The sequence below is a fragment of the Arthrobacter sp. Cza30 genome (genome assembly GCF_059090765.1).
On sequence record NZ_JBNHGA010000003.1, the window covers coordinates 125,427 to 145,417 of the forward strand.

Below are 19,991 nucleotides of genomic sequence, written 5' to 3' on the forward strand. Positions count from 1 at the left end.
ACGCAGCGTTCGCAGGAAACTGCAGCGCCAGCGTGGGGCAGCACCGGCGCGTCAGGTGACGCGGCCGTCGCCGGGACGCGACACGCGCAGCCAGCGGTACCCGTACGGGGCGATCTCGAGCTCGACGGCGCCCTCCTCGCCGAGGTCGATCCGGTCCGCGCCGAGCAGGTCCACCAGCGCCGCCCCTTCCGGCTCGTCGGGCAGCGCGAAGCGGATCATCGCCGGGACGTCGGCGAAGTTGTGCACGGCCACCATGCGTCCGACATCCGCCCGCAGCGAATGCACGAGCACGGACGGGACGTCCTGCTCGAGCACCTCGAATGCTCCCCACCCGAGCTCCGGCGAGATCCGGTACCGCGCGATGAGGTCGCGGAAGAAGTGCAGCAGCGAGCCGCGGTCCTCGAGCTGGTCGGCGACGTTGACGTGCTGCGGCGCGTACCCGTCCGCGGGCGGCTTCGAGACGAGGCGTGACGGCGCGGCACGCGAGAATCCGCCGTTGTCGTCGCGCGACCACTGCATCGGCGTGCGCACGGCCTGCCGGTCGAAGATCTCGGCGTTCTCGCCCATGCCGATCTCTTCGCCGTAGAACAGCACCGGCGTCCCCGGCAGCGTGAACAGCAGGCTGTAGGCCATCCGGATGCGCCGGGGATCGCCCTGCAGCATCGGCGGCAGGCGCCGCACGATGCCCCGGCCGAACACGCGCTGCCGCTCGTCGGGCGCGAGGGCGTCGAAGACCTCCTGTCGCTCCTCGTCGCTGAGCTGATCGAGGGTCAGCTCGTCGTGGTTGCGCAGGAAGTTCGCCCACTGCGTCTCGACGGGCGTCTGCGGGCGGCTCGTCAGCGCTTGGACGAGCGGCGCGGGATCGCTGCGCACGAGCGACAGGTACAGGCGCTGCATCGCCACGAAGTCGAACTGCATCGTCAGCTCTTGCCCGTCGCTCTTCGCGCCGAAGTAGTCGAACTGCTGCTCATAGGGGAGGTTCACTTCACCGAGGAGAACGGCCTCGCTCGAGCGCCGCTGGAGGAACAGCCGCACGTCGCGCAGGAAGTCGTGCGGGTTGGCCATCTCGGCGCCCTCCTGCACCTCGAGCAGGAACGGCACGGCGTCGACGCGGAATCCCGAGACCCCGAGCTGCAGCCAGAACCCGACGGTCCGGGCGATCTCGTCCCGCACGGCGGGATTGGCGATGTTGAGGTCGGGCTGGTGCTCGTAGAAGCTGTGGAGATACCACTGGCCCGACTTCTCCTCCTTGGTCCAGATCCCGTCCGCCTGACCGGGGAACACGGTGTTCTTCTGCCCCTTCGGGGGAGGATCGTCGCGCCAGACGTAGTAGTCCCGGTACGGCGAGTTCACGCTCCGCTTCGCGGAGACGAACCACGGATGCCGGTCCGAGGTGTGATTCACGACCAGGTCGACGATCACCCGCATGCCGCGGTCCTTCGCCGTGCGCACCACCTCGACGAAGTCGCCGAAGCTGCCCAGCCGCGGATCGATCCCGTAGAAGTCGGTCACGTCGTAGCCGTCGTCGCGATCAGGAGTCGGGTAGAACGGCATGAGCCACAGGCACGTCACGCCGAGCTGGGCGAGGTAGTCGATGCGGGCCGCGAGCCCCTGGAGGTCCCCGACGCCGTCGCCGTCGGAGTCGAGGAACGTCTCGACGTCGAGGCAGTAGATGACCGCGGACTTCCACCACAGGTCGCTGGTGTCGGTGATCCTCACAGCAGCTCCCGGAGACGGGGCAGCAGGGCGGACTCCGCCGTCGCGAGGAACCCGGACTGGTCCTGCCCGACGTGGTGCAGGTACACCCGGTCGAAGCCGATGCGCGCGAGCTCGGCGATGCGCTCGGCGAGCCGCCCCGCATCGTGGTCGATCAGCAGCGCCTGGCGCAGCGCTTCCTCATCCGGTTCTCCCACCGCGGCGTCGAAGTCCTCGGGCTGCTCGAGGTCCCATGCCCGCGGCGGCGAGACCAGCCCGTTGCGCCACTGGTCGCGCGCGATCGCGAGAGCCTCGGCATCCGTCTCGGCGAGGCTGACGTGCACCTGGAGGATGAGCGGACCGGCCCCGCCTGCCGACCGGTACGCATCCGCCACCTCGCGCACCGCGTCGGGCTGCTGGATGACGGTGGCGAGACCGTCGGCCCAGGATGCCGCCCATCCGGCGGTCTGCGGGCTGACAGCTGCGACGAAGAACGGGGGCGGCGTCTCGGGAAGCGACCACACCCGCGCGCGGTGCACCGTGATGTGCCCGTCGTGGCTGACTTCCTCGCCGGCGAGGAGGCGCCGCATCACGTCGGCGGACTCCCGCAGACGCGCGTTGCGGTCCTCCTTCGGCGGCCACGGGTCTCCCGTGACGTGCTCGTTCATGGCCTCGCCGCTGCCGAGCGCTGCCCAGAACCGTCCGGGGTACATCTCGGTGAGGGTCGCCATCGCCTGGGCGAGGATCACGGGGTGATAGCGCTGTCCGGGAGCGGTGACGACGCCCAGTGAGAACTGCGTGCGCTCGAGGGCGGCGGCCAGCCAGCTCCAGGCGAAGCCGGAGTGCCCCTGCCGCACACCCCATGGCGTGAGGTGGTCCGAGCACATGGCCCCGTCGAAGCCGGCGGCCTCGGCGCGCTGGACCGCCTGCAGCAGGGCGCTGGGCGGGATCTGCTCATGCGAGGAATGGAATCCTATGAAGACCATCGTCCAGAGTGTGGTCGGGTCGGACATCCGTCGGAAGCCCCTTCCGTGACCGCGCCGAATCGGCTAGACGCCGCCTCCGCCGCCACCGCCTCCCCCGCCGCCGGCGGATCCGCCACCGCTGGACCCACCCGAGGTCGATGACGACGACGCGGTGCTGGTGGAGAGGTTCGAGATCCCGGCCGAGAAGGCCCCCGCATCGAAGCCGTGGCTGCCGGAGTACCAGCTTGGGGAGCTCCCCTCGCCGTAGAGGACGGCCAGCTCCTTCGCCCACTGCTTCTCCTGGCCGAACACCACGGCGTACGGCAGCAGCGTCTCGTACAGCCGCAGCATCACACGCGGGTCGCGTGTGTCGACCGGGACCCGCTCGGCGCCCTGCGGCGACTGGAGCATGCGGATCCGGTCGGCCTCGGCCCACTCGATGAACTGTTTCAGGCCCCGCAGGTGATCGCGCGCCTCGGCGCCGGCCGCGGTGAGAGGCCGACGGGAGACCAGCGCGACGGCGACGAGCGCGGCGAGCGCCGAGAAGACGATGACGAGAATCGGAACGAGCGGGCGCACGAAGCTCTCGAGGGCCGCGACGCCGAAGAGCACGACCAGTGCCGCGGCGGCCACGGCGATGATGCCGGGCCACGCCCGCAGGCGGGCCGGCACCTGGCGGCGCAGCCCGCGTGAGACGAGCTCGTGTCGGGCGGCCTTGAGGATCGCCTGCGCGGCGGAGGAGAACCGTTTATCGCTGCGGCCGAACTCGAACTCGTCACCGGGCACGCCGGACGGGAAGAGCCCCTGCAGCAGCATCCGGCCGTCTCCGTCGGCCCGGGAAGGGTCGACGAGCACCGCCTTGAGCTTGGTGCCGCCGAACCATCGCGCCGCCCCCTCCTCGATGCGGATGCTGCCGACGACGGCCTGCTCGAGCACCTCGGCGGGGATCGCCTTGGTCGTCAGCCCCAGCAGCACCGCGCTCTCGAGCGCGTCGATCCCGCGCGGCGGCGTGTATTCGGCGATGACGGTGGGACGGCCGGGCGCATCCCGGAGGTGGCGACGGTTGACGCGGACGGCCATGACGAGCGCCGCCACCACGGCGAGCGCGGAGACCGCCTGCAGCCAGCTCCACGGCGAGGCGAGATACGAGTCGTCGAAGGCGGCGAACGTGCCCGCTTCGAAGCCGACCGCGACGGTGACGGTCTGGTACGGCTCGACGGGACCCGCGGATGCCTCGACGATGGAGCCGCCGGTGATCGGGCACGTCTGCTCGCTGCCCTGGTAGCCGATGTAACAGGCCTGCTCGCCCGTCCGCGCAGCGGCGAGCTCCTCGGGCATCGTGACGCGCGCGCTCACGCGACCGAAGCGCTGAGGCCACTCGGTGCCGTTGACGTCCCAGTAGAACTCGTCGGAGCGGGTGTTCGCGAAGAAGCGGGTGACGTTCTGGAGCGTGTAGGTGAAGACGTAGGTCTGCCGCCCGTGCACGTAGTCGTCCGCTCGCGAGGTCATGACGTAGTAGCCGTCGTCGCTGTCGACCTCCGCCGGACGCGGGGTGCCGTTCTCGTCGGTGATCGACTGCAGTTCCGGCCGCAGGGGTGCCCCGAGGTTCGCGTCGGGGATGCGCCGCTGCATCCCTCGGTTCTGGTCATGCTCAGGGAAGAGCGCCACGAACGTCTCGACCACGGTGGCCGTGCTCGTGCCGTCCTCCGCACGTGCGAGCCGGTACTCGACGTCCAGACTCTCGAACTCGAAGTCGTCGAGGTCGCCCGCGGCGACCACGTCGGTCACGGCGACCGTGGCGGCCGCGTCGCCCACCACGACAGGTGCGGCCGCTGCAGCGCGCGGGCCGCTTCCGCCGACGGCCGGCGCCGCTGCGGCGAGCGCTGCCAGCGCAGTGGCCAGTGCGGCGCGGGCGAGACGACGCCAGGGCGCGCGGAGCCCGCTCGCCGCCCGAATCCCCATGCGCCCCAGCCTACGGGCGTCGCTTCGCCGTATCCTGGCGTTATGACCGACCGTCGCCTCGCCATCGACGCCTGGGAGAGCCTCTTCCGCGCGCAGCACGAGGTGTTCGGCGACATCAATGAGGACTTCCACGACGACACGCTCAGTCAGGCCGAGTACGACGTGCTGCTGACCGTCACCCGCGGCAAGGACATGACGGCGCGGCTCCGGGACGTCACCGCCAACATGCTCATCAGTCAGCCCAGTGTCTCCCGGCTGGTGGACCGCATGGTCGCTCGCGGCCTGCTCACCAAGTGCGCCGACCCCGATGACGGACGCGGTGCGCTGGTGACCGCCACCGAGACCGGGTCTGCGCTGTTCCGGCGGATCGCCAGCGCACACGGCAAGGCGATCGCCGAGCGGATGTCGCTGCTCAGCGACGAGGAGCTCGCGCAGCTGCGCGACCTCACCGCGAAGCTGCGCAAGAAGCAGCCCGGCTGCTAGCCCTGGACGGCTCCGCGCACCGCGGATGAAGCGCGAGCCGCCCGGGACCCCAGATCCCGGGCGGCTCTGCTGAATGCGCGCGATGCGCTGGGCTCACTGCTCGATCGGCTGCGGCTGCTCCGAGCCCTCGTGCGCGCGCAGCACGGGCGAGCCGGTGTCGGCAGTCACCTCGATCTTGCGCGGCTTGGCCTTCTCGCTCACCGGGATCGTCACACTGAGCACGCCGTTGTTGTAGGTCGCCGAGATGCGGTCGGTGTCGATCCCCTGACCGAGGTTGAGCTGACGCAGGAAGCTCGCGGCCTCACGCTCGCGCGTGATCCACTTGACGCCTTCGCCGGTCGGAAGGGTCCGCTCGGCGCGGATCGTCAGCAGCTGGCCGTCGACGTCGATGTCGACAGAACCCGGGTCGATGCCGGGAAGGTCGGCGGACAGCACATAGTGGTCGCCGTCACGGTACAGGTCCATCGGCATGCGGCGCGGGCCGCGGCGCGTGTCGAAGAGACTCGACGCGAGACGGTCGAGGTCACGGAACGGGTCGTACGTGGCCATGTGAATCTCCTCTCTGTGTCTTGTGTCTGCGTGGTTCGCGGAGTTGAGCCGCCTTGACTCAACTACGTACAGATTAGCACTCTGTGGTCGAGAGTGCTAATGGTTCGGGCGTTCGCTGTGAACGAAATTCCACGCTCGTCAGCATTCGATGACGTTCACGGCGAGGCCGCCCTCGCTGGTCTCCTTGTACTTCTGCGACATGTCGATCCCGGTCTGTCGCATCGTCTCGACGACCGTGTCGAGCGAGACGTAATGGGACCCGTCGCCGCGCAGGGCCAGGCGGGCCGCGGTGACGGCCGTCGACGCCGCGATCGCGTTGCGCTCGATGCACGGGATCTGCACGAGCCCGCCCACCGGGTCGCATGTCAGTCCGAGGTGATGCTCCATGGCGATCTCGGCGGCGTTCTCGATCTGGCGGTTGGTGCCGCCCATCACGGCGGTCAGACCGCCCGCCGCCATCGCGCACGCCGAGCCGACCTCGGCCTGGCATCCTCCCTCGGCGCCCGAGATGGACGCGTTGGCCTTGAACAGCGAGCCGAGCGCCGTCGCCGTCAGGAGGAACCGACGGATGCCGCGCCGGCGGTTCGCATCGGCGACGCGGGCCTCCTCCCACGGTCCGCCCTCCGTGGCGGGGGCGGCCTGACCGTGGTAGCCCAGCAGCGCGCTGCCGACCAGTTCGCCGTACGGCGTGACCGCGTTGCCCGCGCCGAGCCCGGAGTCCGCGAGGAAGCGCCACCAGTACATCGCGACAGCAGGGACGATGCCGGCGGCGCCGTTCGTCGGCGCGGTGACCACCCGACCGCCCGCGGCGTTCTCCTCGTTCACCGCGAGCGCGAACGCGCCGAGCCATTCCCCGGGCAGCTCACGACGCCCTTCCGCCTCGGCCGCCTCGAGCTGAGCGCGGATGGATGCCGCGCGGCGCTTCACGTGCAGCATCCCGGGGAGCACGCCGTCCGCGCGCAGTCCGGCTTCGACGCAGCCGGCCATCGCGTCCCAGATCGCATCGAGACCGTCGGCGACCTGCTTCTGCGTCCGCAGCGCCTGTTCGTTCAGGCGTGCCGCTTCGGCGATCGTGAGCCCCTGCTCGTCGCAGAGGGCGAGAAGCTCCTCGGCGCTGTCGAACTCCAGCGGCAGTGCTCCAGTGCGCACCGCAGCCGGCTCTCCCTCGCGCCGGATGAAGCCGCCGCCGACGGAGTAGTACGTCTCGCGGGCCACGAGCCCGGCATCCGAGGCCGCCGCCTCGACGCCGGAGGAGCGATAGGCCGCACCGGTCTCGCGGATCGCCGGCGCGGCTTCGACCCGCGGCGGGCCGTCGAGAGGCGACGCCCACGCCTCGATCGTCATGGCGTTCGGATGCCCCGGGAGCCGGGTCCGCGGAGCGAACACGATGTCGGGGCGATGGAAGCGAACCGGATGCTCGCCCGCGAGAGGGAGCATGTCGCCGTCACGCCACGCGGTCCAGGCCGAGCGAACCGCATCGGGGTCGACGGTCTCGGACGCGAGCCCCTGCAGTCCGGCGACGACGGCGTCGGGGGTGCCATGACCGATCCCGGTCGCTCCGAGAGATCCGTACAGCGTGCAGGTGACACGGCCGACGTCCGGCAGGCGTCCGCTCGCGCGCAGACGCACGATGAAGTCCAGGGCGGCCCGCATGGGGCCGACCGTGTGGGAGCTCGAGGGTCCTACACCGATGGAGAACAGCTCGAACGCCGAGACGTAGGCGCTCACTCCTCCAGGCTACGCGGAACCGCCGCTTCCGGCCGCGTCATTCAGCGTCGCTGGAACGAGACGAGCCCCACGGTGTTGCCTTCGCTGTCCTCGATGAAGGCGTGCCACTCCTCATGCCCGGCCGGCCCCAGACTGTCGTCCTCATGCGTGAAGATCACATGCGGATGCGACACCACGGTCACCGCCCCCTCCAGGCGCTCGAGCGTCTCCTGCACGTTGTCGACATGAAGGTAGACCAGCGAGGACGGGGCGTTGCCGTCCAGCAGCAGGCGGACCCCTTCCAGATCGAAGAACAGCAGACCCGGCGGATCGAACCTCGCGGTGGGCTCCGTCTCCAGCAGCGCGGTGTAGAACTCGGCGGCGCGGTCGAGGTCGTGGGCGTGCTGCGCGATCTGCACGAGTCTCATGCGGCCATTCTGGCTCGCACCGGCGCGCGAACGACAGAGCCGCCGGGAAGTCAAGCCCTGCGTACGATCCGTCGCCGGCGACTAGACAGGAGGGAACCGCGGCGGAACTGACACCCGGAGGACACCGATGCTCATCGCTCTGTACGCCATCCTGCTCGTCGGCGGCATGCTGCTTGTCGGCCTGTCGTTCTCGGCACCGATCCTTCAGGGACTGGTCTTCATCGCCGGCGTGCTGGCCATCTCGGCCGCCGTCGCGGTGCCCATCGCCGCGCAGCGACTGGGGAGCGGGCCCGCCGGACGCGGCCGAAGCTGACGTCGCGCTGGGTCGAGTGGCCCGGCGCGCCACCCGACGGTAGGCTCGGGAACTTCATCCGTTCTCGGCTGTGGAGGTTGCCGTGTCTGTTGTCGAGGAGCCGATCTGGCTCACGCAGGACGCTCTGCGTCAGCTGCAGGAGGAACTGGAGGCCCTGGCGAGCGCCGGCACGGACGACGATGCCGCCCAGGCACGCGCCGTGGAGCTGCGCTCGGTGATCCGCCGCGCACAGGTCGGCGAGAAGCCCGACGACGGCATCGTCGAGCCGGGGATGCGCGTGACGGTCGAGTTCGAGGGCGATGGATCGCGGGAGACGTTCCTGCTCGGTTCCCGCACGCTCCTCGGGCCGGTCGGCGACGTGGCGGTGTACTCGCCGGAATCGCCCCTGGGCCAGGCGATCGCCGGCTGCCTTCCCGGCGACCGTGCGACGTACGAGGCTCCCAACGGCGCGCGGATCACCGTGACGGTCATCGACGCGGTGCCGCACCGCTGACCTCGCGTCACCCGATCAGCGAGTGCTCGCCGAGGCGGTGCCAGCTGCGGTTGTGGTAGACCAGCGCGTCGCCGGGAGCGCCGGGCCCGACATCCCTGCCGACGCTCGCATGCAGCGCGTGCGCGGCGACTAGCCGCTCAGTCGTCTTCTTCGTCTATCTGCTGCTCCTCCTCGCGCTTCTTCTGCTCCTCCTCGCGCTTCTTCTGCTCCTCCTCCAGCTTCTTCTGCGCTTCCTCCGCCTTCTTCTGCGCCTCTTCGGCCGCTTTGCGCTCCTTCTCGGTCATGCCGGGGTCTTCGACGACGACCTCGCCGCCCGTTCCCTCATCGGGCGGAGCCTCGGTCGGCGCCGGTTCAGCCGGGACGGTGAGGACGGGCTCGGGCTCTGGTCGAGGGGCGTTGAGGGCTGAGATCCCGATCGCGGCGGCGACCGCCAGGGCGACGGCCGCGAGCGCACCCCCTCCCACGGACAGCAGGCGTCTGCGTCGATCTCCGAGAGAGGAGCCGGCGGCGGCCGCCGCAAGCGCAGCGGGCAGCGGAGCACCGGCGGCCGCCGGTGCTCCGGCCACCGGTGCCACGGCGGTGGTCGCGGTGATCGGAACCGTCGCCGCCGTCCGCGCCGTAGGCATCTCGGTCGACGGTGCGGGCGCGGCGAGCCGGTTCGCCGCGGTGGCGACCTGCGCCGCGGTCGGTCGCCCTGACGGATCAGGGTCGAGCATGCGGGTGAGAAGGTCCGCCCACGGTCGACCCACCGAATCGGGGATCGTCGGCGGGCTCTCCAGGCGGGACAGCGCGGCGGACATGCCGCCCCCGGGGGGATGAGCCCGCTGTCCCGTGAGCGCCTCGAGGAGCACGAGTCCCAGCGCGTAGATGTCGGACGCGGGAGCGGGGTCGTCGCCGCGGATCTGCTCGGGCGCGAGATACGCGACGGTGCCGATGACGAGCCCCGGAGAAGTGATGCGCGAGGCATCCAGCAGATACGCGATGCCGAAATCGGCGAGCTTCGCACGGGGACGGGCGCCCGGCAGCTGGGCGGGGCTCAGGAGGACGTTGGACGGCTTGATGTCGCGGTGCACGACGCCTGCCTTGTGCACGACGTGCAGCGCCTCGGCGAGCTCGGCCGCCAAGTGCGCCACCACTTCGGACGGAAGCGGGCCGCCCGAGGCCAGCCGCTCCGCGAGGGTCGGTCCATCGACGAACTCCATCGCCAGGTACTCCGGCCGGCCGGGCGCGAGGCTGGCGTCGAAGAGCGTGACCAGCGACGGATGGTTGAGAGAGGCCAGCACGGTCATCTCGCTGCGGGCTCGCTCGGATGAGGCGCCGTCCACCCCGGGCCGGATCATCTTGATCGCGACCGTCCGCCCGAGCACGACATCCTCGGCGCGGTAGACGCGGGCCATACCGCCCTCGCCGACGCATTCTCCCAGTCGATACCGACCGTCGAGCAGCGCGGCCGTCTCGCCGGCCTCCGCAGCCGTCATCGGTTCCTCCCCGCCGCGCGGTGCGGGACACGCGGCAACCTACGAAACTAGTCGCTTCCGCGCCGTCATGCGTCCCCTTGACGGTTGCTGCCAGCGGGTATGGACGGGGCGCATCATCCTCGGGATAATGCGCCATGACCACTCTCGAGGCGGCGAGCGCAACGGCGCGTCTCGCTCATACAGCGGCCGAATCAGCCGGCGGCGGCTGGTCGGACCCAGTGTTCGTCGTCAGCATCCTCTGCGCTCTCGGCGGACTCATTCTTCTCGTGTTCGATGGCTGGGTGCGTCTGCGTGCGGCGTCGGGTGCGAAGGAACTCGCGGTGATCGTCGAAAAGTCGCTCGACTTCCCTCTCACTCCCGAATTCGACAGGATGTCGGATGCCGAGAAGAAGACCCACGAGGAGAAAGCCGCGAAAGCGCAGGACACCGCACGCGACGCGATCGCGGCCTACAAGTCGATGTTCATGCGGTTCCCGCAGCTTGTGATCGGCGCGACCCTGCTCGTGGTCCCGCTCCTCATCGCGGGAGGGATCACGTTCGGCGGAAGCTGACGGCTGCCCCTTGGGGTGGCGCCAGACAGCTCAACGCGCTCAGGGCGACGGCGGCTGCTCCGCTGACCACCGGTTCATGTCGGCCGTGAACGCGGCGTCGCGGAGCGGCTCGGGCCGGCGGGCCGTGAAGACGATCCGCAGGCCCTCAGGGCTGGTGACCGCCAGGTCACGCGTGTTCCAGCCCGTGTCATATGGGCCGTCGACACGGTCGGCACCGAAGGAGCGGGCACGCTCCGCCAAGGCGTCCAGGTCTTCAAAGGACGCGGCGATCGACAGCTGCACGCCATCACCCACTCCCGCGGCACCGGCACTCTGTCTGACGAGGATGTCCTGGTACCTCCAGCGGCGCAGGTGGATGAGCACGGGCTGATCGCCGGGCGGCATGGCGAACAGCTCGATGAAGTCGAGGGCGCCGGTGAACCAGGATGCCGCCGTGCGCACATCCGACACGTCGAGGGAAACGAATGCCGGCATCCCGTAGATGTCGCGGGTGATGCCTGCCTGGAGCTCTGGTGAATCCGTCATGCGTTCGAGCGTGGCGCTTGACGTAGCGGCAGAGTCAACCCCGAAGGCGAACCGCGAGGGCGGCCTGCGGCGTCCCTTCCCTCAACGGAACCGGCCGACGGGAGAGGGCGTGGGCAGGGTGAGCACGTCAGCTCCGTCCTCGGTGATGGCGATGGTGTGCTCGCTGTGCGCGGTCCTGCAGCCTGTCGCGCTCCGCAGCGTCCATCCGTCGGCATCGACCACGAGCTGGTCGGTGTCGGCCATCACCCATGGCTCGAGTGCCAGGAGCAGTCCCGGACGCAGTCGATAGCCGCGATCCGGGCGTCCGCTGTTCGGGACGTGAGGGTCCTGGTGCATCGTCGAGCCGATGCCGTGGCCCCCGAACTCGAGATTGATCGTGTAGCCGGACGCAGACAGAGCCGCGCCGATCGCGGCGGAGATGTCGCCCATGCGCGCGCCTGGTCGCGCGGCGGCGATCGCGTCGTGCAATGCGCGCTCCGTCGCATCGATGAGCGCGACGCTCTCGGCAGGGCGCGCGCTCCCGACGATGAAGCTGATGGCCGCGTCGGCCGCGATGCCATCCTTCGAGACGGCGAGATCGAGTGTGAGCAGGTCACCGTCTGCAAGCCGATAGTCATGAGGACGGCCGTGGAGCACGGCGTCGTTGACCGAGGTGCAGATGTGGTGGCCGAACGGACCGCGCCCGAACGACGGCGCGTAGTGCACGTAGCACGACTGGGCGCCTGCGTCGGCGATCATCTCCTTCGTCCAGGCGTCGATCTCGAGGAGGTTCGTACCCACGCGAACGCGCTGTCGCAGGGTCTGGAGGAGGTCGCCGACGATCGCCCCCGAAACGCGAGCCCGCTCCAACTGGTCCGCGTTGAGGATCTCAATCATGCCTCGTCCATTCGTCTCCCAATAACAATACCGGCCATACTATACCGGTACTACTATGGGCCCATGATGGTTCGGATGCCGCACACTCCCGAGGAGGTCGGGCGGGGTCAGCGACTGGGCGAAGTGCTGCGCCGAGCACGCGGCCCACGCTCGATGCTCGAGGTCGCCCTCGATGCCGGCGTTTCTCCCGAGACGCTGCGGAAGATCGAATCCGGCCGCGTCGCAACCCCCTCGTTCCCCACCATTGCGGCGATCGCCGCCGTGCTCGGACTCTCCCTCGACGCTGTCTGGGCGGAGATCACGGACGCGAGCGCCGAGGACGGGCCCGGCGCCGACCGTCTGGCTTCCTAGCCGCCCGAGGCGCGAGCCGCGGAGATGACGCCTCACGCGCGGGCAGATCCCGAACGAGCGAGCACGCTGCGCCTCATGCGTCGCGCGAGCGCCACAGCAGCCAGACGAAGTACGGAGCGCCGATGAGGGCGACGACGAGACCGGCGGGAAGCTGCGCGGGCGCGATCACCGTCCGGCCGAGCGTGTCGGCCGCTCCCACCAGAACCGCACCCAGCAGCGTCGCGACCGGGATGACCCTGCTGTGCCGCGCGCCGACCAGGGCCCGCGCCGCGTGGGGCGCGACGAGCCCGACGAACCCGACGACCCCGACGGCCACGACGCTCAGCGCGGCCAGCAGCGCCGCCGTGATCAGAAGCAGCATCCGCGTGCGCTCGAGGCGGATGCCGAGGAGCCTGGGCGTGTCCTCGTCCATCGCGAGGATGTCGAGATCGTGCCGCCGCGCGAACACGAAGGGCAGCGAGATGGCGAGCACGATCGCGAGCGGGATCACCTGCTCCCAGATGCGCCCGTACGTCGTGCCCGAGAGCCAGGTGTAGATCTTGGGCGTGTCCCACGGGTTCGCGCGGAGCAGTGCGAAGGTCGTGAGCGCGACGGCGCCGTACGAGACGCCGATGCCGATGAGGATGAACCGGTCGGCACTCAGTCCCCGCCGCCAGGCCAGTCCGTACACCAGCGCGAACGCCAGGAGGCCGCCGACGACCGCGGCCACCAGCATCCCGAACGTCGTCGCCGTCGCACCGGTGACGACGAGCACGGCGCCCAGCCCTGCACCGCCGGTGATGCCGAGGAGACTCGGGTCCGCCAGCGGGTTGCGGCTCACCGCCTGGGTGAGACTGCCGGCGAGCGCGAGCGCCGCGCCGGCCACCACGGCGGCGATGACGCGCGGGGCCCGCTCATCGAGGGCGAAGGCGATCCGCGGCGGCGCGGAGCTCTGAAGCCACAGCAGGATGTCTCCGGTGAGCAGCCGCGTGCTGCCCAGCAGCATGCCGACGAGCACGACCGCACTCAGAGCGAGCGCACCGGCGACGACCACGACGGCGAAGCGTCGGCTGCTGCGCACGCCGATCCGGATGGTCGGCGGGCGCCGGGTCGGGCCGGCGTCTCGAAGGCGTCGCGCCATCACGACGAGCACGATCGCCCCGAACACCGTGGTTGCGACGCCGGTCGGCACGGCGATGGCGCCCTCGGGGCCGATGATCGCCCGCAGCAGCGCGTCGGCGAGGATCACCACGATGGCGCCGATGATCCCCGCCAGCGGGATGAGCAGCAGGTGCCGGCCGAGTGCCGGGACGACGCGGGCGAGCAGCCGTGCGAGCACGGGAGCGCAGAGCCCGACGAACCCGATAGGACCCGCGAGGGTCACGGCTGTGGCGGTCAGCAGGACGGCGAGAAGGATGCCGAGCATCCGTGTGGAGCGGATCGGCACGCCGAGCGACGAGGCCGTGTCGTCGCCGAGTGCCAGCACGTCGAGGCGACGCGCGAGGACCAAGGCCAGCGCGACCCCGACGACGACCACGGGCGCGGCGCGCGCTGACGTCTCCAGCCCGAGTTGCGAGAGGCTGCCGCTCCCCCACGCGAGCAGGCCCTTCGTCTCCTCCGAGAAGAGGACGAGCAGAGCCGACGTGCCGGCCTGGAACGCAAGCGCCAGCGCCGATCCGGCGAGGACCAGACGCGTCGTGGACGTGCCCGCTCCCCCGGCGAGGCCCAGAACGAGCGCCGCCGCGGCGAGCCCCCCGACGAACGCCACGGCGCCGGACGCCCAGATCGGCACCGCGATGCCGAAGGCCGCGACGGCAGTGACCGCGATGTACGAGCCCGCGGTGACCCCGAGGGTGTCGGGCGATGCGAGCGCGTTCCGCGACAGCGACTGCATGAGCAGCCCCGCCGCACCCAGCGCGATGCCGACGGCGACACCCGCCGCCAGACGTGGCGCGCGAGAGCCCCACAGCACCTCGGCGTCGGCGAAGACGGCACCGCTCGTCCCCTGGGTCAGGTGCCAGCCGGCGGTGCACACCAGCAGGACGAGCAGGCCGAGCAGGACGGCGAGCGCCGCGCCGATCGTCGAGCGGGCAGTGGGAGCGGGGCGTCCCCGCTCCCCCGCCGGAGCGGTCTCGCCTTGACCGTCACGGGCTCCCTCACTCGTCGGACGGGTGTCCCGCTCGCTCAACGACGGGGAGCTCACTCGCTGATCGCGGCGACGTAGGCGTCGATGATCTGCTGGGCCGAGCGCGGGCCGCCGAACGTCCAGATCCCACCCGGGAAGGCGGTGAGGCGGCCCTCCTCGACGGCGGGGATCGACGCCCACGCGGGGTTCTCGGCCGCGGCGTCCACGAAGCTCTCCGAGTCCGGGTCGACGGTGCCGGTGTAGAACAGGTGCGCGTCGCCGATCGTGGTCATGCCTTCGATGTCGGTCTGACCGAGGCCATAGGCGGGGTCGACCTCGCCGGTCCATGCGTTGGTGAGCCCGAGCTCCTCGCCGATCTCTCCGACGAGCGAGCCCTGACCGAACGGACGCAGCGACACGTTGCCGCCGTCCACCCAGCCGTCGAAGTAGACGAAGTCGGTGATCTCGAGGCCGGCGGCGTCCACCTCTGCCTTGGCGTCGGCCAGATGCTGCTCGAACTCCGCCTTGACGGCATCCGCGCGCTCCGTGCGACCGGTCGCCTCCGCGATCAGGTCGAAGGTGTCGAGCATCTGCCCGATCGGGTCCTCCGCGTCGGCGCCGAGCGTCGCCAGCACCGGGACTCCGTACTCCTCCAGCTGCGCGATGATCTCGTCATCGCGGGTGTACGCCTCGACGATGACAAGGTCAGGCTCAGCAGCGAACAGCGCGTCGAGGTTGGGCTCCTGGCGCGTGCCGACGCTCTCGACGCTGTCGGGCAGCTCCTCCGCCGTGTCCCAGGTGCGGTAGCCGTCGGCATCCGCCACCGCCACCGGCGTCAGGCACAGCGACAGGACGTCCTCGACCTGCTGCCACTCGAGCACCGCGACCTTCTGGGCCGGCTGGTCCAGCGAAATCGTCCGACCGAAGGCGTCGGTGAGCTCCACGGGGTCGGTGGAAGTCGTCGTCGTGTCGTCCGCGCAGCCGGCGCTGGTCGAGACGGCCGTGTCAGTGTCGGCGGAGGCGGCGACCTCGGTGGTCCCGCATGCGGTCAGCGCCAGGGCGAGGGCACCGAGGACGGCGAGGGCGGCGAAGGGCTTGGGCATCGGGTCGGCTCCAGGGCTCTGTGGAAGTTGCAGGGTCGGGTGGGTCGGGTCAGACGGGGACGGCTTCGAGGTGCCGGACGCGGCCGTGGTGTCGCCCGCGCGGGATGATCCGGACACGGCCGGTCGCGTCATCCGTCGCGGTGTCGATGTGGAAGCCGTACACGTCGGTCAGGTTCTCCGCGGTGAGCACCTCATGCGGTGCGCCGACGGCGTGCACGCGCCCCCGGCACATGAGCACCACTTCGTCGGCGACCGACGCCGCGTGGTCGAGATCGTGCAGCACCACGCCGACCGCGGTGCCGCGGTCGGCGAGGTCGCGCACGAGGTCCAGCGTCTCGATCTGATAGCGGAGGTCGAGGTGGTTGGTGGGCTCGTCGAGCAGCAGGATGTCGGTGCTCTGAGCGAGGGCCGTGGCCAGCCACACGCGCTGCAGCTCTCCGCCCGAGAGCTCGTCGACGGGGCGGTGCGCCATCGCGATGAGGCCGGTGAGGACGAGGGCATCGTCGATGGCATCGCGATCGGCATCGCTGAGCCCCGAGAAGCGGCCCCGGTGCGGGTGACGCCCGTAGGCCACGACATCGCGCACCTCGAGACCCGACGGATGCGGACGCGACTGCGAGAGCATCGCGACGGTGCGGGCGAACTCCTTGGCCGAGAAGGATGCCACGTCACGAGCACCCTCAGCGCCCTGGACGAGCACCGAGCCGGAGTCGATCCGGTGAAGGCGTGCAAGAGCACGAAGGGCCGTGGACTTGCCGCTGCCATTGGGGCCGATCAGGGCGGTGACCATGCCGGACCGGAGGTGGAGCGACACGTCGTGCACGACGCGCGTACGGCCGTAGCTGAGAGCGAGCGCGTCGCCGCGAAGCTCTTCGGTGGGCCGCGCGGGGCCGCGATCGCTGGTCACGTTAGGGGAGCCTAACCTACCTCGCGTCGGACCCCAAAGAACCGATCGCAAGATGACGCGCGCGCGGGAGGAGGCAGGCCCAGAAACAGCGAAGGCCCCGAACGGGGCCTTTGCTGGTTACTGTCTCAACACAGTGCGCGCCCGAAGGGACTCGAACCCCTAACCTTCTGATCCGTAGTCAGATGCTCTATCCATTGAGCTACGGGCGCATGTTGCCCGCTCTCGCGCACAACGTCGTCCAGAATACCCCACGTCCCTCGTCCACGCGAATCGGCGAACAGGGTGGAGGGTCCGGGGCGCCGGCGTCAGGAGTCCAGCTCGCTGAGGTCGATCCCCGAGGCGCGCGGCGCCGGCGACGACTCGGTGGTCGCCGGCGAGGACGCATCCGGATCGGCGGCGCGACGCCGGTGGGCGGCCAGACGAGGCAGGTCGACCAGCCGGATGGACTGCATGCGCGCCAGGCGCAGCTTGTCGTAGTCCGGGTCCAGGTCGGGCCTCATCCCTTCGACGCGGAGCCGGCGCTGCAGGTTCGCTTCGACGTCACCCCACGCCGCATCCCGCGACTGTTCGACCAGGGTCCGCACGACGTGCGGGTCGTCGGCCATGCGGCGCAGTTCCTTCGCGACGCCGACGTACTGGCGGTGACGCTTGCGCAGGTTGCGTGTGTCGCGGTCGCGATAATCGTGCGTGCCGCTGGGATCGGAGAACTTCCCCCAGGCCTTCTTCCGCTGGCTTTTCGCCAGCGCAGCCGCCTGCTCCTGCTCCTCGGCGAGCGAGATCAGCGTCTCCCGCGCGAATGGGGTGAACGCGGCGACATCGAACGGCTTGTCGTCGGCGATCGTGCCGACGAGGATCCGGTTGCGGATGGCCAGGCGCGCGGCTGCGGACGCGATGGACACGCCCTCGGCGATCGCTTCAGCGGTCTTGCCCATCGCCACCTCCCCCCAAAAGGCTAGCGTCAGCGAAGTCGGACGAGTGGGCCGGATTCGAACCCGCCGTCACGGACGACGATAGGCCGGGGCGCCCGATGGGCCGTCGGCGGCTTGCCCCGACCGGCTGCCAGGGAACGTTGCGCCGCCCCGAAGCCGCCGGCCACCCGCTCGGAACGCGTGCCACGGATTCGCGACGCCGTCAGGCATGCGCTTCCCCTCGATAGCAACGCGCGTGACGGCGCGCAAGCCCCCTGCGGTGCGTTGTGACCACCCCTAGCGTCTAACCCAGGATCCTTCACGAAAGGAGCACGTCATGGGTTTCATGGACGACGCCAAGGAAACCGCGAAGGCCATGGGCGAGAAGGTCAAGGACGCGTGGGAGGACACCACCGACCGGATCGGCGACAAGGTCGACGAGATGAAGGCCGACGCCGAGGTTCGGAAGGCGGAAGCCGAGCGCGACTCCGTGAAGACACGGAACGACGTCAAGGAAGATCTGCGCGACCACACCTGACCGCTCCGCACCTGTCCGATCCCGAACACCAACCTGTACACGCGGCATCCGCCGCCAGCAAGTCAAGGAGTACTGCACATGCGCTCGTCACCCAACCGTCTGGTCGCCGTCATCTTCGGAGCCGTCTACCTGCTCGTCGGCCTCCTCGGCTTCGCCGCCACCGGAGGCGTCGACTTCGCCGGGACCGAAGGCGGTCTGCTGCTGGGCATCTTCGAGGTCAACCCGCTTCACAACATCGCGCACCTGCTGATCGGTGCCGCGCTGCTGATCGGCGGCCTCTCGTCCGTGCGGGCCGCCAAGACCGTCAACGTCGTCGTCGGGGCGGTGTACCTGCTGCTCGGCATCATCGGCTTCTTCATCGCCGACACGCAGGCCAACATCCTGGCCCTCAACACGCCCGACCACTTCCTGCACCTGGTCACCGCTCTGGTGCTGCTGGGTGTCGGCCTCGGCGCGGAGCGCGGCACGCGCGACACCCGCACGACCCGCACCCGCACGGTCTGAGCACCTAGATGGACCCAGCGACGAGGGCCGTCACCGCACCTGCGGTGGCGGCGCTCGCCGCGTGGGGTGCCGGCCTCATCCAGTTCGCTCTGGGCGCCGGCGCAGTGACGGCAGTCGGCCAGGAGGGCAGCGCCGCCCGGGGGGCCGGTGCCGTCCTCCTGGCGTTCGGCGCCGCCACACTCGCGTGGGGCGTTTCGGTCCTCGCGCGGGGACGACTCATCACCCCACGTCTCGGCCTCACCGGCGCTCTCGGCGCCATCCTGGCCGCCGTCGCGGTGCTGTGGGCCGCGCCGGTGCAGACGAGCGTCATCGCCGTGGCTGCGGCCGTCCTGCTGCTCGTCGCCGTCGGATTCCTCTGCGGACACCGCCTGCGGCAGCAGCGGAGTTCACGATCGGAACTGTCGGGCGAACGCGTGTCGGTCGCCGCGCTGATCGCCGCCGCGGTGGTCGTCGGAGCGATCGTCACACCGGCGCTCGGGACCACGGAGGCGGCGCGGGTCGCCCCCGACCACGGCTCGCACGAGATCGTCGACCCCGGCCACCACTGAGAGCAGCAGAGCGTCGACCGGGCGATCCGCCGCGGATCAGTCGATCGCCGCGAGACGCCAGGACGCGCTGACGGATGCCTCGGGGTCGATCACGATCAGCCCGGCGTCGTACGGGTAGGACTCGGCGTTGAACGCGTCCGGGGCGCACGTCATCGGCTCGACCGCGAGGCCCAGGCGGCTCTGCGCGGCATCCGGCTTGTCGGCGGTGTGGATCTGCACCCAGGGGCAGGCGGTGTCCCACGACATCTGCACACCCGAGCCCGCGGCATCCGTCAGCCGGACGGTCGCGATGCCGTCGCCGTCGCGAACGAGACCCGTGTAGGCGTGGTCGATCTCGGCCGCACCGATGGTCCGGGCCGTGCGGAAGTCGAAGCGCTGGGGATCCGCGGCGTCCACCGCGACCAGCTCAGTCGGGATCAGGCGGTCGTCCGTCACGGCGAGCACCTGCTCGGCGGGCAGCTCGAGGGTCCACTCGTCGACGCGGCCGTCGCCGGCGACGAGGTACGGGTGCGGGCCGGTCCCCCACGGCGCCGGTTCGGCGCTGTCGTTGCGCGCCGTCACGGTCTGCGTCAGGCCGTCCTGTCCCAGCGTGAAGGTCGAGGTGACGATGAGGCGCCAGGGGTACGCGGTCTGCGGCTGGATGACCGCGGCGAGCGTGACGTGGTCGCCGCCCTTGTCGATGGTCTCGAAATCGAGCCACGTGGCGAGGCCGTGGAGCGCGTGGCGACGCGCCGGCTCTGTGAGCGAGAGCTGGAAGTCGCGACCCCCGAACGAGTAGCGACCGTCCACGACACGATTCGGCCACGGCGCGAGCGTCGCGCCGCGGTGCGCGGGCCGCACCTCGTCCGCGTCGAACGGCACGACGAGGTCACGACCGCGGTGCGTCAGCGTGCGCAGCGAGGCGCCGACGCTCGCGATGACGGCTTCGTAGTCGCCGGCGCGGAGCGCGTGCTGAGTTCCGGATGCGGGGGTTCGTGCCATGAAGAGGTCCTTCGGTGTCGGT

The 19,991-nt window shown here is 70.5% G+C and carries 22 protein-coding genes, 1 tRNA gene and 1 pseudogene; 8 read left to right on the forward strand and 16 right to left on the reverse strand.

From position 1 onward, the window contains the following. Window positions 1–51 precede the first annotated feature (51 nt). Genes AC5RVZ_RS10195 through AC5RVZ_RS10205 form a run of 3 tightly spaced genes read right to left on the reverse strand, consistent with a single transcriptional unit; the run spans window position 52 to window position 4,622 of the window. Window positions 52–1,719, reverse strand: coding sequence for an alpha-amylase family protein (locus AC5RVZ_RS10195; RefSeq protein WP_494065639.1), 1,668 nt, complete (start codon window positions 1,717–1,719; stop codon window positions 52–54). Continuing rightward, the gene (locus AC5RVZ_RS10200) at window positions 1,716–2,708 is read right to left on the reverse strand and encodes a TIGR03885 family FMN-dependent LLM class oxidoreductase (protein WP_494065640.1); all 993 of its coding nucleotides are present in this window, start codon (window positions 2,706–2,708) and stop codon (window positions 1,716–1,718) included. Before AC5RVZ_RS10200 ends, AC5RVZ_RS10195 begins: the two co-directional genes overlap by 4 nt. 36 nt (window positions 2,709–2,744) lie before the next feature. After that, window positions 2,745–4,622 (reverse strand): DUF2207 domain-containing protein, encoded by a 1,878-nt coding sequence (locus tag AC5RVZ_RS10205; protein ID WP_494065641.1) that lies wholly within the window; start codon window positions 4,620–4,622, stop codon window positions 2,745–2,747. A 42-nt stretch (window positions 4,623–4,664) separates the two neighbouring features. Between AC5RVZ_RS10205 and AC5RVZ_RS10210 the strand changes: the two genes are divergently transcribed. Continuing rightward, window positions 4,665–5,105 (forward strand): MarR family winged helix-turn-helix transcriptional regulator, encoded by a 441-nt coding sequence (locus AC5RVZ_RS10210; RefSeq protein WP_494065642.1) that lies wholly within the window; start codon window positions 4,665–4,667, stop codon window positions 5,103–5,105. A 93-nt stretch (window positions 5,106–5,198) separates the two neighbouring features. Here the strand turns inward: AC5RVZ_RS10210 and AC5RVZ_RS10215 are convergent, their stop codons facing one another. The 3 genes from AC5RVZ_RS10215 to AC5RVZ_RS10225 all read right to left on the reverse strand — a co-directional run bounded on the left by AC5RVZ_RS10215 (window position 5,199) and on the right by AC5RVZ_RS10225 (window position 7,789). Then, window positions 5,199–5,654 (reverse strand): Hsp20/alpha crystallin family protein, encoded by a 456-nt coding sequence (locus AC5RVZ_RS10215; RefSeq protein WP_494065643.1) that lies wholly within the window; start codon window positions 5,652–5,654, stop codon window positions 5,199–5,201. 138 nt (window positions 5,655–5,792) lie between these two features. After that, window positions 5,793–7,382, reverse strand: coding sequence for an L-serine ammonia-lyase, iron-sulfur-dependent, subunit alpha (locus AC5RVZ_RS10220; protein ID WP_494065644.1), 1,590 nt, complete (start codon window positions 7,380–7,382; stop codon window positions 5,793–5,795). A 41-nt stretch (window positions 7,383–7,423) separates the two neighbouring features. Then, window positions 7,424–7,789, reverse strand: a complete 366-nt coding sequence (locus AC5RVZ_RS10225; protein WP_494065645.1) for a VOC family protein — start codon at window positions 7,787–7,789, stop codon at window positions 7,424–7,426. A 127-nt stretch (window positions 7,790–7,916) separates the two neighbouring features. Between AC5RVZ_RS10225 and AC5RVZ_RS10230 the strand changes: the two genes are divergently transcribed. Both AC5RVZ_RS10230 and AC5RVZ_RS10235 read left to right on the forward strand, forming a co-directional pair. Beyond that, on the forward strand, window positions 7,917–8,102 hold the full coding sequence (locus AC5RVZ_RS10230; RefSeq protein WP_494065646.1) for a hypothetical protein: 186 nt from the start codon (window positions 7,917–7,919) through the stop codon (window positions 8,100–8,102). Between the two features lie 82 nt (window positions 8,103–8,184). Next, window positions 8,185–8,595, forward strand: coding sequence for a GreA/GreB family elongation factor (locus tag AC5RVZ_RS10235; RefSeq protein ID WP_494065647.1), 411 nt, complete (start codon window positions 8,185–8,187; stop codon window positions 8,593–8,595). 7 nt (window positions 8,596–8,602) lie between these two features. On the opposite strand, the pseudogene AC5RVZ_RS10240 reads toward AC5RVZ_RS10235, so the two are convergent. Together AC5RVZ_RS10240 and AC5RVZ_RS10245 are read right to left on the reverse strand one after the other, a co-directional pair. Continuing rightward, window positions 8,603–8,722: pseudogene (locus AC5RVZ_RS10240) on the reverse strand (flavin reductase); the annotation flags it as partial. Between the two features lie 10 nt (window positions 8,723–8,732). After that, a complete protein-coding gene (locus AC5RVZ_RS10245; protein WP_494065648.1) occupies window positions 8,733–10,073 on the reverse strand; it encodes a serine/threonine-protein kinase in 1,341 nt (446 codons plus the stop codon). 134 nt (window positions 10,074–10,207) lie between these two features. Here AC5RVZ_RS10245 and AC5RVZ_RS10250 point away from each other — a divergent pair, with 134 nt between their 5' ends. Then, window positions 10,208–10,624, forward strand: coding sequence for a hypothetical protein (locus tag AC5RVZ_RS10250; RefSeq protein WP_494065649.1), 417 nt, complete (start codon window positions 10,208–10,210; stop codon window positions 10,622–10,624). A gap of 39 nt (window positions 10,625–10,663) precedes the next feature. On the opposite strand, the gene AC5RVZ_RS10255 is transcribed toward AC5RVZ_RS10250, so the two are convergent. Then, on the reverse strand, window positions 10,664–11,149 hold the full coding sequence (locus AC5RVZ_RS10255) for a VOC family protein (protein ID WP_494065650.1): 486 nt from the start codon (window positions 11,147–11,149) through the stop codon (window positions 10,664–10,666). Between the two features lie 81 nt (window positions 11,150–11,230). Next, window positions 11,231–12,025, reverse strand: coding sequence for a type I methionyl aminopeptidase (map, locus tag AC5RVZ_RS10260; protein ID WP_494065651.1), 795 nt, complete (start codon window positions 12,023–12,025; stop codon window positions 11,231–11,233). Between the two features lie 66 nt (window positions 12,026–12,091). Between map and AC5RVZ_RS10265 the strand changes: the two genes are divergently transcribed. Beyond that, the gene (locus tag AC5RVZ_RS10265) at window positions 12,092–12,376 is read left to right on the forward strand and encodes a helix-turn-helix domain-containing protein (RefSeq protein WP_494066270.1); all 285 of its coding nucleotides are present in this window, start codon (window positions 12,092–12,094) and stop codon (window positions 12,374–12,376) included. A 73-nt stretch (window positions 12,377–12,449) separates the two neighbouring features. On the opposite strand, the gene AC5RVZ_RS10270 is transcribed toward AC5RVZ_RS10265, so the two are convergent. The 5 genes from AC5RVZ_RS10270 to AC5RVZ_RS10290 form a co-directional block, all read right to left on the reverse strand. Further along, window positions 12,450–14,558, reverse strand: coding sequence for an iron ABC transporter permease (locus tag AC5RVZ_RS10270; protein ID WP_494065652.1), 2,109 nt, complete (start codon window positions 14,556–14,558; stop codon window positions 12,450–12,452). Beyond that, on the reverse strand, window positions 14,555–15,583 hold the full coding sequence (locus tag AC5RVZ_RS10275) for an ABC transporter substrate-binding protein (protein ID WP_494065653.1): 1,029 nt from the start codon (window positions 15,581–15,583) through the stop codon (window positions 14,555–14,557). Before AC5RVZ_RS10275 ends, AC5RVZ_RS10270 begins: the two co-directional genes overlap by 4 nt. Window positions 15,584–15,632: 49 nt before the next feature. Further along, the gene (locus AC5RVZ_RS10280) at window positions 15,633–16,490 is read right to left on the reverse strand and encodes an ABC transporter ATP-binding protein (protein ID WP_494065654.1); all 858 of its coding nucleotides are present in this window, start codon (window positions 16,488–16,490) and stop codon (window positions 15,633–15,635) included. 136 nt (window positions 16,491–16,626) lie between these two features. After that, window positions 16,627–16,699: transfer RNA gene (locus AC5RVZ_RS10285), tRNA-Arg, on the reverse strand. 96 nt (window positions 16,700–16,795) lie between these two features. Next, window positions 16,796–17,422 (reverse strand): asparagine synthase, encoded by a 627-nt coding sequence (locus AC5RVZ_RS10290; protein ID WP_494065655.1) that lies wholly within the window; start codon window positions 17,420–17,422, stop codon window positions 16,796–16,798. Between the two features lie 313 nt (window positions 17,423–17,735). Between AC5RVZ_RS10290 and AC5RVZ_RS10295 the strand changes: the two genes are divergently transcribed. From AC5RVZ_RS10295 to AC5RVZ_RS10305, 3 genes are all read left to right on the forward strand, one after another. Further along, window positions 17,736–17,936, forward strand: coding sequence for a hypothetical protein (locus tag AC5RVZ_RS10295; RefSeq protein WP_494065656.1), 201 nt, complete (start codon window positions 17,736–17,738; stop codon window positions 17,934–17,936). A gap of 78 nt (window positions 17,937–18,014) precedes the next feature. Then, a complete protein-coding gene (locus AC5RVZ_RS10300; RefSeq protein WP_494065657.1) occupies window positions 18,015–18,440 on the forward strand; it encodes a DUF4383 domain-containing protein in 426 nt (141 codons plus the stop codon). A gap of 8 nt (window positions 18,441–18,448) precedes the next feature. After that, window positions 18,449–18,988 (forward strand): hypothetical protein, encoded by a 540-nt coding sequence (locus tag AC5RVZ_RS10305; RefSeq protein ID WP_494065658.1) that lies wholly within the window; start codon window positions 18,449–18,451, stop codon window positions 18,986–18,988. 36 nt (window positions 18,989–19,024) lie between these two features. Here the strand turns inward: AC5RVZ_RS10305 and AC5RVZ_RS10310 are convergent, their stop codons facing one another. Continuing rightward, window positions 19,025–19,969, reverse strand: a complete 945-nt coding sequence (locus tag AC5RVZ_RS10310; protein WP_494065659.1) for an aldose 1-epimerase family protein — start codon at window positions 19,967–19,969, stop codon at window positions 19,025–19,027. Window positions 19,970–19,991: the final 22 nt, after the last annotated feature.

Bases quoted from the DNA above. Each gene is read 5' to 3' on its own strand.
- AC5RVZ_RS10275 (WP_494065653.1), bottom strand. From the start codon at position 15,583: ATGCCCAAGCCCTTCGCCGCCCTCGCCGTCCTCGGTGCCCTCGCCCTG.
- AC5RVZ_RS10210 (WP_494065642.1), top strand. From the start codon at position 4,665: ATGACCGACCGTCGCCTCGCCATCGACGCCTGGGAGAGCCTCTTCCGC.
- AC5RVZ_RS10255 (WP_494065650.1), bottom strand. From the start codon at position 11,149: ATGACGGATTCACCAGAGCTCCAGGCAGGCATCACCCGCGACATCTAC.
- AC5RVZ_RS10205 (WP_494065641.1), bottom strand. From the start codon at position 4,622: ATGGGGATTCGGGCGGCGAGCGGGCTCCGCGCGCCCTGGCGTCGTCTC.
- AC5RVZ_RS10305 (WP_494065658.1), top strand. From the start codon at position 18,449: ATGGACCCAGCGACGAGGGCCGTCACCGCACCTGCGGTGGCGGCGCTC.
- AC5RVZ_RS10300 (WP_494065657.1), top strand. From the start codon at position 18,015: ATGCGCTCGTCACCCAACCGTCTGGTCGCCGTCATCTTCGGAGCCGTC.
- AC5RVZ_RS10200 (WP_494065640.1), bottom strand. From the start codon at position 2,708: ATGTCCGACCCGACCACACTCTGGACGATGGTCTTCATAGGATTCCAT.
- AC5RVZ_RS10290 (WP_494065655.1), bottom strand. From the start codon at position 17,422: ATGGGCAAGACCGCTGAAGCGATCGCCGAGGGCGTGTCCATCGCGTCC.
- AC5RVZ_RS10265 (WP_494066270.1), top strand. From the start codon at position 12,092: ATGGTTCGGATGCCGCACACTCCCGAGGAGGTCGGGCGGGGTCAGCGA.
- AC5RVZ_RS10245 (WP_494065648.1), bottom strand. From the start codon at position 10,073: ATGACGGCTGCGGAGGCCGGCGAGACGGCCGCGCTGCTCGACGGTCGG.
- AC5RVZ_RS10310 (WP_494065659.1), bottom strand. From the start codon at position 19,969: ATGGCACGAACCCCCGCATCCGGAACTCAGCACGCGCTCCGCGCCGGC.
- AC5RVZ_RS10250 (WP_494065649.1), top strand. From the start codon at position 10,208: ATGACCACTCTCGAGGCGGCGAGCGCAACGGCGCGTCTCGCTCATACA.
- AC5RVZ_RS10215 (WP_494065643.1), bottom strand. From the start codon at position 5,654: ATGGCCACGTACGACCCGTTCCGTGACCTCGACCGTCTCGCGTCGAGT.
- AC5RVZ_RS10230 (WP_494065646.1), top strand. From the start codon at position 7,917: ATGCTCATCGCTCTGTACGCCATCCTGCTCGTCGGCGGCATGCTGCTT.
- AC5RVZ_RS10225 (WP_494065645.1), bottom strand. From the start codon at position 7,789: ATGAGACTCGTGCAGATCGCGCAGCACGCCCACGACCTCGACCGCGCC.
- AC5RVZ_RS10295 (WP_494065656.1), top strand. From the start codon at position 17,736: ATGGGTTTCATGGACGACGCCAAGGAAACCGCGAAGGCCATGGGCGAG.
- map (WP_494065651.1), bottom strand. From the start codon at position 12,025: ATGATTGAGATCCTCAACGCGGACCAGTTGGAGCGGGCTCGCGTTTCG.